General features: G+C 63.9%; 11 protein-coding genes. 9 read left to right on the top strand and 2 right to left on the bottom strand.

The genetic code is table 11. The annotated features are described in order from the left end of the window. Positions 1-669: 669 nt before the first annotated feature. Positions 670-1047, top strand: coding sequence for a hypothetical protein (locus P9A16_RS00005; RefSeq protein ID WP_023516767.1), 378 nt, complete (start codon positions 670-672; stop codon positions 1045-1047). Positions 1048-1081: 34 nt separating this feature from the next. On the opposite strand, the gene P9A16_RS00010 is transcribed toward P9A16_RS00005, so the two are convergent. Further along, positions 1082-1972 carry a LysR family transcriptional regulator gene (locus P9A16_RS00010; RefSeq protein ID WP_023516768.1) on the bottom strand — a complete coding sequence of 297 codons (891 nt, stop codon included), beginning with the start codon at positions 1970-1972 and terminating at the stop codon, positions 1082-1084. A gap of 96 nt (positions 1973-2068) precedes the next feature. On the opposite strand from P9A16_RS00010, the gene P9A16_RS00015 reads away from it, so the two are divergent. The 4 genes from P9A16_RS00015 to P9A16_RS00030 all read left to right on the top strand — a co-directional run bounded on the left by P9A16_RS00015 (position 2069) and on the right by P9A16_RS00030 (position 7514). Further along, positions 2069-3091 carry an agmatine deiminase family protein gene (locus tag P9A16_RS00015; protein ID WP_023516769.1) on the top strand — a complete coding sequence of 341 codons (1023 nt, stop codon included), beginning with the start codon at positions 2069-2071 and terminating at the stop codon, positions 3089-3091. Continuing rightward, positions 3088-4182, top strand: a complete 1095-nt coding sequence (locus P9A16_RS00020) for an agmatine deiminase family protein (protein ID WP_023516770.1) — start codon at positions 3088-3090, stop codon at positions 4180-4182. Before P9A16_RS00015 ends, P9A16_RS00020 begins: the two co-directional genes overlap by 4 nt. A gap of 81 nt (positions 4183-4263) precedes the next feature. Then, positions 4264-5349, top strand: coding sequence for an extracellular solute-binding protein (locus tag P9A16_RS00025; protein WP_024271223.1), 1086 nt, complete (start codon positions 4264-4266; stop codon positions 5347-5349). A gap of 164 nt (positions 5350-5513) precedes the next feature. Then, positions 5514-7514: an amidase gene (locus P9A16_RS00030; protein WP_023515449.1), complete on the top strand. Its 2001-nt coding sequence runs from the start codon at positions 5514-5516 to the stop codon at positions 7512-7514. A gap of 24 nt (positions 7515-7538) precedes the next feature. Here P9A16_RS00030 and P9A16_RS00035 read toward each other — a convergent pair whose 3' ends face one another. Further along, positions 7539-8600 carry a DUF1176 domain-containing protein gene (locus P9A16_RS00035; RefSeq protein WP_023515448.1) on the bottom strand — a complete coding sequence of 354 codons (1062 nt, stop codon included), beginning with the start codon at positions 8598-8600 and terminating at the stop codon, positions 7539-7541. Positions 8601-8843: 243 nt separating this feature from the next. On the opposite strand from P9A16_RS00035, the gene P9A16_RS00040 reads away from it, so the two are divergent. From P9A16_RS00040 to P9A16_RS00055, 4 genes are all read left to right on the top strand, one after another. Then, entirely contained in the window at positions 8844-9515 is a 672-nt protein-coding gene (locus tag P9A16_RS00040) for a B3/B4 domain-containing protein (protein ID WP_037408692.1), read from the top strand. 158 nt (positions 9516-9673) lie between these two features. Beyond that, positions 9674-11446, top strand: a complete 1773-nt coding sequence (locus P9A16_RS00045; RefSeq protein WP_023511912.1) for a patatin-like phospholipase family protein — start codon at positions 9674-9676, stop codon at positions 11444-11446. 18 nt (positions 11447-11464) lie between these two features. After that, positions 11465-13813, top strand: a complete 2349-nt coding sequence (locus P9A16_RS00050) for an AAA family ATPase (protein WP_023511911.1) — start codon at positions 11465-11467, stop codon at positions 13811-13813. Then, the gene (locus P9A16_RS00055; RefSeq protein ID WP_272790110.1) at positions 13810-14874 is read left to right on the top strand and encodes a hypothetical protein; all 1065 of its coding nucleotides are present in this window, start codon (positions 13810-13812) and stop codon (positions 14872-14874) included. The genes P9A16_RS00050 and P9A16_RS00055 overlap by 4 nt, the downstream gene beginning before the upstream one ends. Positions 14875-15131: the final 257 nt, after the last annotated feature.

The raw sequence follows: 15131 nt of genomic DNA on the forward strand, positions 1-15131 counted from the left end.
GCCTGGCCGAACGGCAGGAAGCCGTGTTCTGGATCGCAAAGTTCCCGTCAGTGATCATCGCAGAGGCGATGTAATTTGTTTTCTCGATAATGCGGAAATTTCTTCGGAAGTCAATGGATTCACCCAATTGACTCCGTAATCGTGTAATCTGTTTTCTTTTTGCCGTGCGAGCGGGAAAAATTTCATGGCGGCAATCGCAACGGAAAACCTACAAGGACCTTCGCGGCATTCGAATCCCGCTTGAATATCAAGCCATTCCCGGACGCCTGCCGAAGTTGCAACCGATCGGAGCCGTCGGGAGGTGTCTGATGAAGGGTGAAAATCGGTGCCGGAAAAGGCCTGCGGGTTTCATCGCAATGCAAGGGTTGTCGTCGCAATACGGGAAAAGGACGTGAAAGGGCGTGAAATTTTTTTCTGAAATATCCATGCGGCGGGACAGGGTTTTTGTCAGACTGCCCATCGCCACGCCCCCAGCAAAAACAGCGTTACCACCCTCGTCGCTATGGATCGGCGGATACGCCTCGGGTCGGCAAGATTTGGCTTGGCGGCCCTCCCTGTCCCGGTCTTTCCACGGTATTGTCGCCCCGCCGCTGTTGAAGTCCGACCCCGTTTCTGAGGTTTCCCGACCGGGCCGGATCGGTTAGAAGGGGCTCGAAGAAGGAGAGACGGATGGCGGACGTACCCGACATGACGAAACATCGCGGCTTCCCGTCCGGCATGCCGGGCACGGGGGTCCAGTTCACCATCAGGCGCGCCAATCCACGAGGCGTTACGCCGATCAAGGCCCTTCCTCGTCGAGCGCGGCCGGGCACGGCCGAGCACCGCATCGACGCGGCCTTCCTCCATGCCCTCTGGCATCATTTCGGTGCGGAGCCCTTCGAGCGCGGCAATCTCGATGCTGCGCGCCTCAACCTTCTCTTCGGCCGCGAAGTCCTGCCTGCCGAAAAGGACTTCGATCCGCTCTCCTATGAGGCCCTGCTCGTCATCAACGAGAAGACCGCCCGCCAGACTTTCCCGGAATCCTTCGACGACGTTTTCGAAGTCTGAGGGCCGTCGCCCGAACGTCCAGGCCAGCGAGGCCTCATCGGGGATCGGCGGCGACCTGCGTCGATAACCACCGCCAGGCATCCCGTACGTCGTCGTCCGCCAGCTTCCGGGGGATGGAAAGGGCGTACCAGGAAAGGCCGGAAGAGACGGTCTCGCCAAAGGGACGCGCCAGCGCACCGGATGAGAGTGCGGTGTCAGCAAGAAGCAGGCTGGCAAGGGCGACCCCCTGGCCGAGTTCGGCTGCGGCAAGGGCAATGTCGCGATCACTGAAATTCGTGCCCTTCCAGGCGGACCCCGCATGGATGCCCACATGACCGAGCCAGTCGGGCCAACCCACAGGGCCTTCTTCGTGAATGAGCGGCGCCGACAGGAGATCGGCAGGTTTTCGAAGTTCCCGGGCAAGGGCGGGTAGAGCGGTGGGCGACAGATGGTCGTGCCCGATCAGAAGGCTTTCGCAGCCGGCCGGTGGCTCGGGCGCGTGGATGATGGCGATGTCCGCCTCCATCGTCTCGAAATCGACGGCCGCGCCGTTGCTGTCGAGCCACGGCTCGCAGGCCGGCGCGGCCGCCTTCAGCGATGGAAGACGCGGCAGGAGCCAGCGCCGCGTGAAATCCCGCGGTGCATAGATGACGACGCTGCCGGGCTTGCGGTAGGGCTCCAGGCGCCGGTAACCTTCCTCCATGATCTCCAGGCTGCGTCGCACCGTGCGGTGATAATCCCGACCCGCGTCCGTGAGGCGCACCTCCCGGCCGATACGCAGGAACAGCGGCTGGCCGATCTGGGCTTCAAGCAGGCGCATCTGGTGGCTGATGGCCGATTGCGTCAGGCCGACCTCCTCGGCGGCCCGGCTGAAGCTCTCAAGCCGCGCCGCGGCCTCGAACCCCTTCAGGAACTGCGTCGGGGGAATGTGTCGGAATTTGATCATACATGAAATCCATTCATTCTAGGCAGGAATGCTTCTCGTTTGTATCGGCACTCCATTGGGCAGATAATGAGCGCCATACATGAATAGGAGTCAATCATGGACACGACGATACGGCCGCAACCGCAGATGAAGCTGCGCCGTCCGGGCGAATTCGAGCCCCATGCCAAGACATGGATGGCCTGGCCGCATCGGCAGGACCTCTACGGCCCGCGCCTGGCGGACATGCAGCGTGCCTATGCCGACGTCGCAAAAGCCATCGCCCAGTTCGAGCCGGTCAGCATGGTGGCCCATCCTGAGCACACGAAAAGTGCGCGCACGCTCCTTGGCGACGGTATCGAGATCGTGGCGCTGCCGATCGACGACTGCTGGATCCGTGATTCCGGTCCGACCTTCCTGAAGCGGGCCGATGGCGGGCTCGCCGGGGTTTCCTGGCGGTTCAATGCCTGGGGCCGCAAACATGAACCCTTCGACGCTGACGATGCACTGGCCGGCCGCGTGCTTGCCTATGAAGAGGCGGAGATGTTCCGCTCGTTCCTCCACTGCGAAGGCGGTTCGCTGGCCTGCGACGGTGACGGGACTTTGATCGTCACAGAGACGAGCCTGCTCCATCCCAACCGAAATCCGGGCCTCTCGAAGGCCTGGGTGGAGCAGGAACTCCTGCGCATGCTTGATGTCGAAAAGGTCGTCTGGCTGCCTGGTGATCCGCTCGATCTCGAAACGGACGGCCATGTGGACGGCATGTGCTGCTTCGTGCGCCCGGGTGTCGTCATGTTCGAATACAATCCCGATCCGGCCGACCTGCACGGTCGCATCCTCGCCGACAATCTGGTGGCGCTCAAAAGTCAGACGGATGCGCGCGGCCGCAGCTTCGAGGTCATCCCCATCCCGGAGGCCTATGACGTGGAGGCGACCAGCGAGGTCTTCGCGCGCTCCTACATCAACTTCGCGCTCGCCAATGGCGGCGTCGTGATGCCGACCTTCGGCCGCCCCTCGGGCGAGGAAGCCAAGGCTGCCGTTGCCAAGGCCTTCCCCGACCGGCGTATCGTGACCGTCGATGTCGGCGCCGTCGTTCCCGCCGGCGGGGCGATCCATTGCATCACGCAGGAGCAGCCGCTGTGACCGCCTGGACACGCCGCCGCTTCGTTCAGGCAAGCGCCAGCCTGGCGCTGCTGCCGGCAATGCCGAGCCGTGCCCAAGAGGAAAAGACCTGGATGCCGACCGTTCCCGCCGAAGCCGAACCGCATGCAAGAACCTGGATGGCCTGGCCGAGCACGCCGGCTTTCTACGGTGGCCCCGGCGCCTACTTCGAGAGCGTGCAGGAAACGCTCGGCCGGCTGGCCGCGGCGATTGCCGAAAACGAACCTGTCACCATGGCGGCCCCGGCGAAGCAACACGCGCTGGCCGCGCGCCTTTGCGGCCCCCGGGTCGAGCTCGTCGACATCCCGACCGACGACATGTGGGCGCGCGACAGTGCCCCGGTCTTCGTGCACACGGACGACGGGCGTGTCGCCGCCGTCGATTTCGGCTTCAACGCGTGGGGCGGCAAGCAGGCGCACGCCAGCGACAGCAAGCTTGCCGTGAAGATCGCGGCCTTGGCCGGCGTCGAACACCACGATGCCGCACTTTGCGGCGAGGGCGGCGGCTTCGAGTATGACGGAGACGGCACGCTTCTCCTCACCGAGAGCTGCTGGGTGAACGACAACCGCAATCCCGGACTGGACCGAGCCGAGATCGAGCGGCGCCTCAAGGCCGCGCTCGGCGTCGAAACCGTGCTGTGGGTGCCTGGCGTGCGCGGGCTCGATATCACCGACGGGCATATCGACGGTTCGTTCCGCTTCGTGGAGCCCGGCCTTGTCATTGCCAGCAGCTATCCCGGCGACAGGTCGGAATGGGGGCGTGCCCACAAGGAGGCCCTCGCTATCCTCGCCAAGGCCCGCGATGCGCGCGGCCGTGCGCTTGAAATCGTCTCCATTCCCGCGGCGACCGAGGTTCGCTCGGAAAGCGAGGATTTCCTGAGCAGCTATGCGAACTACTATGTCGGCAACGGCGCGCTCTACACGCCGCAATTCGGCGACCGGAAGGCCGATACGCTGGCCAAGGACGTTCTCGGCCGGCTGCATCCGGGTCGTCGCATCGTCCAGCTCGACGTTGACCGCATCTATGAAAACGGCGGCGGCATCCACTGCGTCACGCAGCAGCAGCCCGAATAGAGCATGTCCCGCTGCAGCGGCGCGCTTCGGCGTTGGACAATGCGGTGGAAATTGAACCGACACCAGAAACGGAGAATGACCATGAAACGCTGGCTCACGCTTGCGACGGCATGCCTTTTCACGACTGCGGCACAGGCGGAAGAGAAGGTTCTCTACCTCTACTCCTGGGAATCCTACTTCAGCGCCCAGTCGATCGCCGCCTTCGAGAAGGAGACGGGCATCAAGGTGTCCTACGACCTGTTCGATTCCAACGACATTGTCGAGACCAAGATGCTGACGGGAAAGTCGGGTTACGACCTCGTTACTGTCAATCTCTCCCCGCATTTCCTGCGCCAGCTTCCCGTCGGCATATGGGCGCCGCTGGATCGCGCGCGCCTAGCCAATCTCGGCAATCTCGATCCTGCTGTCCTTGCACGTGGGGCAAGCGTCGACGCGGACAACGCCCACAACGTTCCCTGGATGTGGGGCACGACCGGTGTCGGGTACAATGTGGAGAAGATCAAGGCGATCATGCCTGACGCGCCGGTCGATTCCCTACGCATGGTCTTCGATCCCGCCGTCGTCGAGAAGTTCGCCTCGTGCGGCGTCGGCATGCTCGATGATGCCGAGCAGGTGCTGGGCCTTGCCCTCATCTATCTCGGGCTGAACCCCGACACGACCGACAAGGAGGAGCTGGAGAAAGCGGTGGAAGTGGTCGCCAAGGTCCGCCCCTATGTGCGCAAGTTCCACAGCTCCAGTTATGTCAACGATCTCGCCGACGGCGGCCTTTGCCTTGCCATCGGCTTTTCCGGCGACATGCTGATCGCCAGCAGCCGGGCGAAGGAGGCGGGCAAGCCGTTTACCGTCACCTATCGTCTTGCAAAGGAAGGTAATCTTGTCTGGGCCGATGTGCTTGCCATACCTGCCGATGCGGCCCATCCGGATGCGGCTCACGCCTTCATCGATTTCTTTCTGCGCCCGGAAATCGCTGCAGTCGCAGCCACCGAGACGGGCTTTTCCACTGCCAACAAGGCCGCGCTCGCGCTTCTCGATGAAACGCTCAGGACGAACCCCGATCTCTACCCTTCCGAAGCGGATCAGAAGCGCCTGCACCTGCCGAAGGCATTGAGCCAGAAGGCTCTAAAAATATGGTCGCAGGCCTGGGATCGGGCGAAAGGCTTGCGGTAGCCGACCCGGGCGGCGCCGCGCCGGTGGGAGATTGCCCGGACGATATGCGAGGGCTAGAAACGTCTAGCAACATCTGCCGGAGATCTGTGTCGCCGGCCTTGCGGATAAAAACAGGCGGTGGGGACACCATCAGCCGGGAACCAGACATCAAGGGGAGGGCATCGATGAAGGTCGTCGAAGCTTCGATTGGTACATTGCGCGAAGCGCTTCAGGCGGGTGAGACAACCAGCGTCGGGCTGGTCGCGGCCTATCTCAACCGCATCGCCTGTTACGATCGGCACGGCATCAGCCTCAATGCGGTGCCGGTGCTCAATCCCGAGATGTTTACCGAGGCGCGGGCTTCGGACCTCCGGCGCGCCCGCGGCGAAAGCCTCGGTCCGCTTGACGGAATCCCATACACCGCCAAGGACAGCTACAAGGTGAAGGGGTTGAGCGTCGCATCCGGTTCGCCGGCCTTCGCCGACCTGATCGCGATGGAGGATGCTTTTGCGATCTCCCGCCTGCGGGCCGCCGGGGCCGTGCTGATCGGGCTTACCAACATGCCGCCGATGGCCAATGGTGGCATGCAGCGCGGTGTCTACGGGCGTGCGGAATCGCCCTACAATGCCGACTGGTTGACGGCCGCCTTCGGCTCGGGCTCTTCGAACGGGTCCGGCACCGCGACCGCTGCGAGCTTCGCCGCCTTCGGGCTTGGCGAGGAAACCTGGTCGAGCGGCCGCGCGCCTGCGGCCAACAACGGGCTCTGTGCCTATACGCCGAGCCGCGGCGTCATCTCCGTACGCGGCAACTGGCCGCTTGTGCCGACCATGGATGTCGTGGTGCCGCACTGCCGTTCGATGGCGGATCTGCTGGATCTCCTCGACATCATCGTCGCTGACGATCCGGACACCCGTGGTGACCTCTGGCGTCGCCAGACCTGGGTGGACATTCCGAAAGCCTCCGATGTCCGCCCTGCCTCCTATGCGGCAGTCGCCCGGACCGCGAGCCTTGCAGGCAAGCGTTTCGGTCTGCCGGCAATGTATATCAACGCCGACGCCGAGGCGGGAACTGGCGGCAAGGTCGGGATCGGCGGCGCCACCGGTCAGCGCATCGAAACCCGCGCCTCGATGATCGCGCTGTGCGCGGCGGCGCGCGCCGCCCTCGAAGCGGCCGGTGCCGAGGTCGTGGTCACCGATTTCCCGGTCGTCAGCAACTATGAGGGAGACCGGCCAGGCGCGCCGACCATTGCGACGCGCGGCCTCGTCAGCCCGGACTATCTTCATCACGAGATTGTCGACCTGTCCGCTTGGGCCTGGCATGACTTTCTGGCAGCCAATGCCGATCCAGCCCTGCGGCGGCTGGGTGATATCGACGGTGCGCGTATCTTTCCCGCACCGCAAGGCAGCTTGCCGGACCGTTACCATGGGTTCGATGACCATATCGCCGACTATCCCGCCCATATGCGTGCGCATCCCATCGCCTCCCTTGACGAGATACCGGGCCTTGCCGAGGGGTTCCGCGGACTGGAAGAGACCCGGCGCATCGATCTCGAAGTCTGGATGGACCGGCTGGGGCTCGACGCGGTGATCTTCCCGGCCGTTGCCGATATCGGCCCGGCCGATGCCGACGTGAATCCCGCCTCGGCCGACCTTGCCTGGCGCAACGGCACCTGGGTCGCCAATGGCAACCTCGCGATCCGCCATCTCGGCATTCCGACGGTGACCGTACCGATGGGCATGCTGGCCGATATCGGCATGCCGGCAGGCCTGACCTTCGCCGGCCGGGCTTTCGACGATACCGCACTGCTCACCTACGCCGCGGCCTTCGAAAAGACCGGCGACTACCGTATGGCACCGCCGCGAACGCCCGAGCTTGCGGAGCTGCCGGGTCCTGGCGGTATCGGGCTGCCTGAAGCGGAGGAGCTGCGACTGACCGTTTCGATTGCACCCGACGGTCACGGGCTCCAGCGTCTGTCGATCGAGGTGCAAAGCCAGGCCCCCTTGCTCTGGCTGACGGTGAACGGCCAGTCCGTTGCCTTCCACCAGGATGGCCTGCGGGCAAGCGCCGTTCTGGACCTCAGCGAGAACAGCCATATCCACAGCGAATGGCGCGCGCCCTATGGTCATACCGTGATCGCAGGCACACAGGGCGCGGCCGCCTACGTCATCGTCGGTGGCACGGCCTGATCAGAGCGCGGTCTGTCGGAGCGCCTACTTTGCCGTGCTGCGATAGAGCGCAATCCAGTCGTCCGGGGCAATGCCCCGGCACTCGCCCATCATGCTGAAATGGGTTCGAACAAAGCCGTCCCCGGTCCAGGCATAGCCGCCAATGGCCCCGCAATCGCCGATGCCGCGCCCACGGGAGAAGAAATCGAGCCGTCCGGTTTTCGGGTCGAATTGCGCGTTGACCAGCATGTTCTCCATCATCTCCCCTGCGCCGGAGGGGAAGAGGGCGGGTTGTGCCGTCGCGGCATCGCCGCCCTCCACCGTCCAGAAGCCCGTGGTGACATTGTAGGCGCCACGTGAACATGCCAAGCCGACAAGGCGGCGTGTACCATCGAGCAGCCACGCCTCGTCGAGGGCGGCAAGCGTCTCCTCGTCCTCGCACAGATCAGAATCGCGCCGCAGCATCTCCTGGCGCACCGCCTCGGCGAGCGCCTTGCCGGCATCGTCTGCAAGCACGCCATCCGGCACCTTGGCGGTGATGACCGGCAAAGCGAGAGCCGCAGGAACATGGCTGCCGCTCCCCTTGCGAATCAGGGCCGATGGGGTGTCGAGCCGACCCTGCTGCTCGTCGATCCACAGCATGGCGGCGACGGATCCGGAAAGCGAAACGTGCGCTGTCATGTCGGGAGTGCTGATCGAAAGCTGTGTTGCCTTGCGGGCCGCCGCGACAAAGGCCGACGCTTCGGCAGGCTGGAAGGTCAGTGAGATGGTGCCGCTATCGGTTCCGACCTGCGCCGCCTCGGCGGTAGCCGGAAAAGCGGTACCATCAAGTGTGAGCCGGAGGGGCACTGATACCGTTTTCCAGTCGCCGAGCACGCGAAGGACGAGCCGAACCGGCGCATCCGCCCCAGCAGCCCGATCGAGACGCAGATAGGCAATCGCATTGTCCTCGTCGTCGGGCAGAGACAGCGCCGTGCAGTGCCCGACATTGTCGCAGCCGGCCCTCCAGTCCCGAAACTCCCGTATCTCCGGCCCGCTCGCCATCGTTGCCGTCGACAGAAGGGAAAACCCTGCCGCCAGCGCGAATGGCACGAACACACCTGGCATCCCATTTCCAGTTCCGCACCGCATCGGCGTCTCCCTTTCGCGGGGGCGACGCGAGAGGGCCTTTCGCCCGCGTGCCCGATTTCAGTGTCGCGGTTTCCGGCGACAAGATCAGCACGCGCGGCGACGACCGTCTATTCGGCACAAGAAAAGGATTTAGCGGCAGACCTGCCGCAATTTCGTTCAAGACCGAAGTGGATTCGAGTTGCGATCTGCAAGGTCAGCTCAATGAAAGGAATGCCTTTGATCACCTTCGGTTACTCCGCCGCCCTCAGACAGCAGTTCGGCGACCTTTCCTCACAGGTCATGCTTTTCACCGGTGTCACGGCCGTGGCCGATGTGTCCCGGCCGCAGCAGATGTTCACCCGCATCGCACAGCAACGCCTCGCCGAAGGACCCGAAGGCGAGTTCCCCGAGATTCAGGCATGGCGGCGGACCTTCGCGAAGATGGGCCTGAAGCCGACACAATACAGGTGCGCTTCGGAAGCCCTGCTTCGCCGGCTGCGAAAGGAAGAGGGGCTTCCATCCATCCATCCCCTCGTCGATCTCTGCAACGCGGTTTCCGTCGCCTTCGCCATCCCCATTGCGCTCTTCGACACCGAGAAGGTTCAAGGGCATCTCGAAGTGCGGCATGCCGTGGGAACAGAAATCTACGAGACCTTCTCCGGTGCCATCGAGACGCCGGATGCGGGGGAGGTGATTTTTGCGGACCGTACCGGACATGCCCATGCACGCCGTTGGTCCAACCGTCAGAGCGGCCGTTCCGTCATAAGGCCGCAAACGCGGTCCGTCCTTGTCGTCGCCGAAGCCTTTCACGATACCGCCGACGATGACCTCGCACGCTTGAAGGTGGCTCTCAGGCAAGCCTTGTCCGAAGCCTGGCCTCTCGGTGATCTCGTCGAGATATCCACGGCATGAATGCCGATTTCCACCGTTCTGCCCGTTGCAGGCACGCCCCGCTTTCGGGGGAGCGGAACGAAGGCTCTGTACGATGGGCGGCAACTGGGTTAGCAATCTTGAATTGATCTCTTTCAGTCCGAGCACACCGAAGCGGGTTTGCATTGAACGGAGGCGTCATGCGCGAATGCGACCTGGTCATGAAAGGCGGGATCACGTCAGGGGTGGTCTACCCGCACGCGATCGTGGAAATCGCCCGTGCCTACCGGCTGCGCAGCATCGGCGGGACTTCGGCGGGTGCCATCGCCGCAGCGGTGGCCGCCGCCGCGGAGTACCGCCGCGAGCGCTCGGCCGGCAAGAATGATTTTACCGGCTATGACGGCATTGTCGCCATTGCCGACGAGATCGGCCGTGACATGGCCTCGCTGTTCCAGCCCGCGCCGAAGTTGAAGCCCCTGTTCGACATCCTGATGGCGGCATCGGCCGCCGGCATTGCCGGCAAACCGATGGCAGTGATGAAGGCGATGCTTGCAGCCTACCGCGGCCGGGCGTTGACCGCAGCGGTCCTTGGCCTTGCCGTGGTGGTGGTTGGCATCTGCCGTTCGGACGTATCTCTTGCTGTCCTGGGGATCGTTGCCGGGATCGTCCTGCTGGTGACCGCCATGGGTTTGGCCCTGTGGCGTGCAGTCAAGGCCGACCTGCCGGCGCACGATTTCGGGATCTGCCCCGGCCTGACCCAGAAGGGCAATGGCAAGCCCGCGCTGACCGACTGGCTTGCGGACCGCATCGACAGGGTGGCCGGCAATCTCGACCCTGACGGCATTGCTGGCGACCCGCTTACTATCGGCCAGCTTGCCGATCACGGCATCGAGGTCGCAACCATGACGACCGACCTGTCGTCGGGCCGGCCCTACCAGCTGCCGCTGAAAAGCGACCACCACTATTTCTCCCGGCGCGAATTCGAGGCGCTTTTTCCAAAGCGCGTGGTTGATTATCTGGTCCGCGGCAGGGCGCCGCTGGCTGATGTCGGCCCGCAGCTCCCAGCCGATCTCTATCCGCTTGCCAGTGGCAGGGATTTTCCGGTCCTGCTGGTCGCGCGCATGAGCCTGAGCTTCCCGGGGCTGATCAGTGCGGTGCCGCTTTACCGTTTCGACGACCTGCTTCCCGAAGGGCCGGGCCGGTCAAAGGTGCGGCGCTGCCTGTTCTCGGATGGCGGCATCTCCAGCAACTTCCCCATCCATTTCTTCGATTCCTTCCTGCCGTCGCGGCCGACATTCGGCATTACGCTTTCCGCTTGGGAGGAGGCCCGTCACGGCGACGTGCGCGTCGAGCTCCCCAGTCATCCGCGCCAGAGCACGCACCTTCCTGTTCGGACCATCACCGGGATCGGTAATGCCTTGAGCTCGATCCTCAACACTGCGAAGGACTGGCAGGACACGCTGCAGTCGCTGCTGCCCGGCTACGCGGACCGTATCGTCGAGATCCGCCTCGACGAAAGCCGGGAGGGCGGCATGAACCTTGCGATGGACGAGAGCACCATCCGCCAGCTCGGTGACTATGGTCGTCAGGCGGGACGGGCCTTGGTCGAACGCTTCGATTTTGACGAACATCGCTGGCTGCGTGCGGTGTCGCTGATGCCCAAGCTGGAAGGCGCGCTGGACGGCATGGCGACCGCCTATCGCGCCCCACCTGCCGGTGGCGGGCCGATCTACGAAACGCTGCTGACCGACCACACCCCCCGCGCCTACAGGAATACCCAGAAATGGCGCGAGGAGGTGCTGGTGCCGTTTGTCACCGCTTTGGCCGGGATCGGCGAAAAGGCCGCCGACGCCCAGGCTGCGGACGGGGCCGGCTCTGTGCGCAAGGGTGCGGTGCCGAGCGCCGACAGCAATCTGCGCCTTGTCGCCGGTGCCGACCGTGCGCCGGTGCGCAAGACGTCGTCCTCCAACTAGGCGAAGGAGGAGCGGACGGTGTTCTTCTTCGATCATGGGAGCCGGGACCGGGTATTCCCCGGCAGCCTGCAAGGGCGAGACAGCGGGCTGCACGACATGACCGCCTATTATGCGCTCGATCGGAGGGAGCGCCTGCAGACCGATGTGCCCTGGGTCTGGAAGTCTCCGCTCGGGCGCGACGTTCTCGACGCGTTGGCAGCGCTTTCCTACGGCAAGTGCCCCTTCTGTGAGCAGGCCGATCGGCGGCTGCAGCCATACCGGTTTCGCCCGCCGGCCTATGCGACCCCGATGAAGCGGCCGGAAGACAGGGAATGTTACCTGTGGCTCGCCTTTCAATGGGAAAACCTTTTCCCGATCTGCGAGGGATGCCTGCCGCAAGACAAGGCCCATTTCCCCGTCGATGGCCCGCGCGCCGCGCCTCCTCCTCCCTCCCTGGCACCCTTCGGCACGGTGGGGCTGCAGATCGACGAGACGCCGCGCCTCTACTTTCCCGGTGAAGTCACGAAACCGGCCGCCGCCTTCAACATGAAGCTTGATGGTTTTCTGCTCGGCAAGAACCGCCGTGCCGAACCGACGATCGTCCAGTTCAATCTCAACCGTGCCGATCTCGTCCGCCGCCGCGCGGCAGCCTTGACGGGGTGGATCGGCGAGATACGCCGCGCTCCGCTCGCGTTCTTCGACCTTGCACGGTGGATGGAAGAGAACCGCTCCTACAAGGAAGTCGAATTCGGCGGAGCGCTCTACCTGCTCCTGCGCCGGATTGCGGACAAACTTTCCGGACGCTTCCAAGCATCCGGTCCGTTGTCCACCGAACGCATCGGCGCGACCCTCAGCAGCTGGTCTCGGCGGAGTGATTTTGCGGCGGCGGTTCGCGAAACCCTTCGCGAATTGCGCAGTGAAGACAAGGACATGGCGCGGGGGCTGCAAGGCACCAACGAACAGAAGGCGGTTTCCCAACCGCGCCCGACATACTCGCAACTCCGCGCCGCAACCATCAAGAACTACAAATCGTTGGAGGCGATCTCCTTCGCCTTGCCGGACCCGCCGCATGACCCGGCCATGGGCAGCAACCCCGACGAACTGCCGCCGACCCCATGCCTGCTCATCCTTGGAGAAAACTCGACCGGCAAGAGCTCAATCCTCGAAGCGATCGTGCTTGCCGCAATCCCGGAAGACATGCGTGACGAACTCGATCTGAACGGCCGCAACATGACGCTCAATCCGGAATATATGGGCGAAACCGGAACGAGCGCCACGCGTGACTGCCGTATCGAACTGGAGTTTCGCGACGGCGGCGGCACTAGCCTGACGATCGGTGCGAAGGATGGCCGCATGCGTACCCGATCGAAGCTGAAGAGCCTGCGGCCGCCGATCTTCGCCTATGGCGCACACCGGCTTTTCGGCAGGGCACGGCAGAAAAGCTATGCCCGCCGGATCGAGACGCTGTTCCGAAACGACCGCCAGATCTCCAACCCCGAGCCATGGCTTGCCGGATTGGCAAAGCGGCGGCCGGAGGCACTCGGCGAGGTGGTCAGTGCGCTGCGCCATATCATCCGCATCGACGGTGATTTCCGTGACATCGAGGTGAAGCCGGGCAAGGAAAGCGAAGCCGGCCGTTGCATCATCAATGTGCGCAAGAAGAAGCAGGATGGCAGCGACTATATCGTGCCGCAGCGGCTCGACATCGTCTCGTCCGGTTATCGGGCCGTTCTGGCACTGGTCTGCGACGTGCTCGAAGGGCTGATGGATGTCGCGCCGCATCTTTCCCCGCGTGACGCGCGCCATGGCGAGGCGATCGTGCTTGTCGACGAGATCGAAGCGCATCTGCATCCGCGCTGGAAATTGCAGATCGTTGCGGGCCTGCGCAAGGCGCTGCCGCGCGTTACCTTCATCTTCACGTCGCATGATCCGCTCTGTGTCAGGGGCATGCGCGACGGTGAGGTGATGATGCTGCACCGTTACCAGAACACCGGTGACGGCCCGAGTTCCATGCCCGAAGTGGTCGAGCGCGTTGCCGATTTCGATCATATCGAAACGATGACCGTCGAGCAGCTTCTGACCTCGGACATGTTCCAGCTCTTCTCGGCCGACGACCGGCGGACCGATCATACCTTTGCCGCGGTGGCCGACCTTCTGGCCCGCGACAGGAGCATCCTCGACGAAAGGGAGCGGGCCGTTCTGGCCGATTTCAACGCCGCCATCGCCGACGGATTGCCCTATGGCCGCACCGAGGTGACGCGCGTCGTTCAAGAGGCGGTCGCCGAGTACCTTGCGATGCGGCGCACCGCCGCCAGCACGCGCGTCAGTGCGGCCCGCGAGGCCGCGAAGACGGAAGTCAAAAGATTCCTTCAAGGATTGCTGGAATGAGGCGCGCCAACCGCTCGCTGGCAACGGAACCGGCGATCCTGCGCAAGCCGCGCCCGTCGGACGGCAAGTCCGAACTTCAGCTCGTCACGGAGCATATGGAAAGGATCGCGGCCGGGGAGAAACTGGAGGCGTTCGATTTCGCCCGATACAAGGAAGCGTCCGTCAAGACCGCCCTCGAGACGCTGTTCCATGGCAAATGTGCCTACTGCGAGAGCGTTTATGCCGGCCTCCAGCCGGTGGATGTCGAACACTACCGGCCCAAAGGCGAGGTCGAGGGCGCTCCCGGCCATCCCGGCTACTGGTGGCTGGCGATGGAGTGGAGCAACCTCCTGCCGAGCTGCATCGACTGCAACCGGCGCCGCAGTCAGAAGACGCCGAAGCCGGGCGAGGACCGGCTGGTCGCCTTGCGTGCCGAAGGTGATTTCGACCGCTCCCGCAGCATCCTGACCGGAAAGCAGAGCGCGTTCCCGCTCGAGGAGGGGAGTGTGCATGTAGCCCGCCCCGGCGACGACATCGAGGCCGAGAAGCGTCTCCTGCTCGACCCAACGCGTGACGACCCTGACCTGCACCTCGCCTTCCACGTTGATCGCGTGCACCTGATCAGCCTCATCCATCCAAAATCCCTCGATCCCGGCGGAGCCGCAGGTCTCCCCGATGCCTTGGCCGATCCTGCCGCGATCGCGAGCGCAGCCGTTGCGTCAAGGGTCAGCGCTGCGGGCGCGGTGTCGATCCAGGTCTACGGGCTGAACCGGCTTGGCTTGGTGCAGGCGCGCACGCGCGTGCTGCGCGACCTCGAGTTCCTTCTGGCAATGAGCCTGAACCTCCATGAGATCGCTGCGGACCTGGCCGAAAGGGTGGCAGCCCGATCGACCGAACTTGCCACCCTGCATGGCGCAGCAAGAGAGCGCCTTTCCGACGATATCGCCATGGATGAGCGAATTGCCGGCAAGATCGGCCGCTACGCGGAGGAGGCGCAGGCACGTATCCGCGAGATGGCCCAGCCGCAGGCCCCTTATTCAAGCCTGGTCCGCGCCTGGATAAGGGCCTACCTGGCGGAATAGGAAAGCCGAGGTCTGCCGGTTCTCTTTTCGGAAGAGAAACAACAGAAGCTATGCGGTGCTGTGACCCAAGGCTTTAAGTGGTCTGGCGGCTTTCAGAGACCAGGACAAGGCATTTCGACGGCTGGAGTGGGTCCGTTGCCGACGCTTCGGTGAACAGGAGCGAGGCACCGTTTCGAATACAAATCCTGAACCCAGGCATGTTGCGTAAACGGCAATACCTCCCCGGGATCGGGGAGGTGTACGCCTCCGGACGTCGT

It is taken from the genome of Shinella sp. 838 (assembly GCF_029623935.1).
GTDB lineage: Bacteria > Pseudomonadota > Alphaproteobacteria > Rhizobiales > Rhizobiaceae > Shinella.

What these genes read in the sequence shown, in the direction of transcription:
- P9A16_RS00005 (WP_023516767.1), top strand. Translation starts at nt 670, where the DNA reads ATGGCGGACGTACCCGACATGACGAAACATCGCGGCTTCCCGTCCGGC.
- P9A16_RS00010 (WP_023516768.1), bottom strand. Translation starts at nt 1,972, where the DNA reads ATGATCAAATTCCGACACATTCCCCCGACGCAGTTCCTGAAGGGGTTC.
- P9A16_RS00015 (WP_023516769.1), top strand. Translation starts at nt 2,069, where the DNA reads ATGGACACGACGATACGGCCGCAACCGCAGATGAAGCTGCGCCGTCCG.
- P9A16_RS00025 (WP_024271223.1), top strand. Translation starts at nt 4,264, where the DNA reads ATGAAACGCTGGCTCACGCTTGCGACGGCATGCCTTTTCACGACTGCG.
- P9A16_RS00030 (WP_023515449.1), top strand. Translation starts at nt 5,514, where the DNA reads ATGAAGGTCGTCGAAGCTTCGATTGGTACATTGCGCGAAGCGCTTCAG.
- P9A16_RS00035 (WP_023515448.1), bottom strand. Translation starts at nt 8,600, where the DNA reads ATGCCAGGTGTGTTCGTGCCATTCGCGCTGGCGGCAGGGTTTTCCCTT.
- P9A16_RS00045 (WP_023511912.1), top strand. Translation starts at nt 9,674, where the DNA reads ATGCGCGAATGCGACCTGGTCATGAAAGGCGGGATCACGTCAGGGGTG.
- P9A16_RS00055 (WP_272790110.1), top strand. Translation starts at nt 13,810, where the DNA reads ATGAGGCGCGCCAACCGCTCGCTGGCAACGGAACCGGCGATCCTGCGC.